1 protein-coding gene and 1 pseudogene are annotated in these 2,121 nt (G+C 65.4%); one reads left to right on the top strand and one right to left on the bottom strand.

Translation table 11 applies throughout. The annotated features are described in order from the left end of the window. On the bottom strand, nt 1–543 hold a 543-nt coding region (locus NW75_RS20075; RefSeq protein WP_231565350.1), incomplete at its 3' end, for an ImuA family protein. 201 nt (nt 544–744) lie between these two features. Here NW75_RS20075 and NW75_RS20070 point away from each other — a divergent pair. Next, nucleotides 745–2,043: pseudogene (locus NW75_RS20070) on the top strand (3-methyl-2-oxobutanoate dehydrogenase (2-methylpropanoyl-transferring) subunit alpha). Nucleotides 2,044–2,121 lie beyond the last annotated feature (78 nt).

The raw sequence follows: 2,121 nt of genomic DNA, 5'->3' as shown, positions 1-2,121 counted from the left end.
ATTGCCACCGCCTTTATCCGTCGCCGCGCGGGCATGGCGCTTGAGCAGCAAGGCAATCGTCTTGCCGCCCTCCGCCGCCAGTTGCAGCCGCCGCGTATTGGGCATCGCCGCGCGCTTCACTTCGCCGACCACCGCGCCAAGGCCACGGTGGCGGAGCCCCTCCTCCATCAAGGCGAGCAATTCGGCATCGTCGGCCGCCTCGGCATAGATCAGCCGTTCGGGGGCGAGCCCGGCCTGGTACAGCCCTGGCGCGAACAGATCGCGCCGCCGCACCACCCACAGCACCGGGCCCCAGGCGCGCGCCGCGATTCCGGCCATGAACAGCGTCGCGGCGGCATCGTCCGACGGGGCGGCGCTGGCGGCGGCGATCTCATGCAGCGAATCGAGCCGGAGCCCGCCGGGCGCCAGCTTCTCGTCGATCGCGCCGATCCCGAAGGGCAGCACCGGGCGACGACGCAGCCCGTCACGTTCCACCTTCTTCAGGCTTTCGCGAAGCTCGGCTATGATGGCCGAGGAGGGGATGGCAGGACAGGACACGGCCACGACTCGCACAATAGGTTCGTTCCTATTTTGTTCTGTTTGTGTGACCCGAGTCAAGCGGCCCCTTATCGCAATTGGGACGGTCCGTCGTTTCCCCGCGTTCGCCCCTCTCGCCAAAGCTCACGAAATTTTATAACAACGATTCGAAAGAGCGTTTCTGCGTGCCCGAGCGTTGGTACAGCGCACGCCCCGTTTGGAGAGATCATGGCAAGCGACCGCGTTCCTGCGCATTTGAAGCCCAATTTGCCGCCTTTGTCGCTCTATGTGCCCGAACCCAAATTCCGGCCCGGCGACACGGTCGATTTTACGCAGGTGGCGATTCCACCCGCAGGCGAAACGCGGCGGCCCGACACTGCCGACCATGCCGAGAGCTTCACCGATCTCGCCTATCAACTGGTGCGCGTGCTCGATGAGAACGGCCAGGCGGTCGGCGCGTGGAACCCGCGGCTGTCGCCCGATATGCTGCGGGGCATGTTGCGCAGCATGGCGCTGGTGCGCGCGTTCGACGAGCGCATGTTCCGCGCGCAGCGCCAGGGCAAGACCAGCTTCTACATGAAGTGCACCGGCGAGGAGGCGGTCGCGGTCGCCGCCGCCTTTGCGCTCGATTATGAAGACATGTGCTTCCCCTCCTATCGCCAACAGGGCCTGCTGATCGCGCGCGGCTGGTCGATGGTCGACATGATGAACCAGATCTATTCGAACACCGCCGACCGGTTGCACGGCAAGCAATTGCCGATCATGTATTCGGTCAAGGAAGCGGGGTTCTTTTTCGATCTCGGGCAATCTGGCGACGCAATATCCGCAGGCGGTCGGCTGGGCGATGGCGAGTGCTGCCAAGGGCGATACGCGCATCGCGGCGACCTGGTGCGGCGAGGGATCGACCGCCGAGGGCGATTTCCATTCGGCCTGCACCTTTGCCAGCGTCTACCGCGCGCCGGTGATCTTCAACGTCGTCAACAATCAATGGGCGATTTCGAGCTTCTCCGGGTTTGCGGGCGCGGAATCGACGACCTTCGCGGCGCGCGCGGTCGGCTATGGGATCGCCGGGCTTCGCGTCGACGGCAATGACGCGCTGGCGGTCTATGCCGCCACCGCCTGGGCGGCGGAGCGCGCGCGCACCAACCAGGGGCCGACGCTGATCGAGCATTTCACCTATCGCGCGAAGGCCATTCGACTTCGGACGATCCGGGGCAATATCGCTCGGCGGGTGAGCCGACGGCCTGGCCGCTGGGCGATCCGATCGCGCGGTTGAAGGATCATCTCATCGCGATCGGCGAATGGGACGAGGAACGCCATGCAGCGCAGGACAAGGAGTTGGCGGAGCAAGTGAAGGCCGCGCAGAAGGAAGCCGAGGCGAACGGCGTGCTCGGCCACGGCCTGCACCAGCCGCTCGACAGTCTGTTCGATGGCGTGTTCGAGGAAATGCCGTGGCATTTGCGCGAGCAGCAGGCGCAAATGATCGCCGAAGAAACCGCCAGCGGCCGCCCATGGGCGCGCAAGTGATGGGTGCGCGCAAAATCTCCCTCTCCCATTGGGAGAGGGAAGGGGCCCATCGCGTCAGCGATGGGAAGGGTGAGGGCG

Source organism: Sphingomonas sp. Ant H11 (assembly GCF_000797515.1).
GTDB lineage: Bacteria > Pseudomonadota > Alphaproteobacteria > Sphingomonadales > Sphingomonadaceae > Sphingomonas.
Note: the sequence above shows the minus strand (reverse complement) of the source record. Positions and strands in the feature narration are given on the sequence as shown.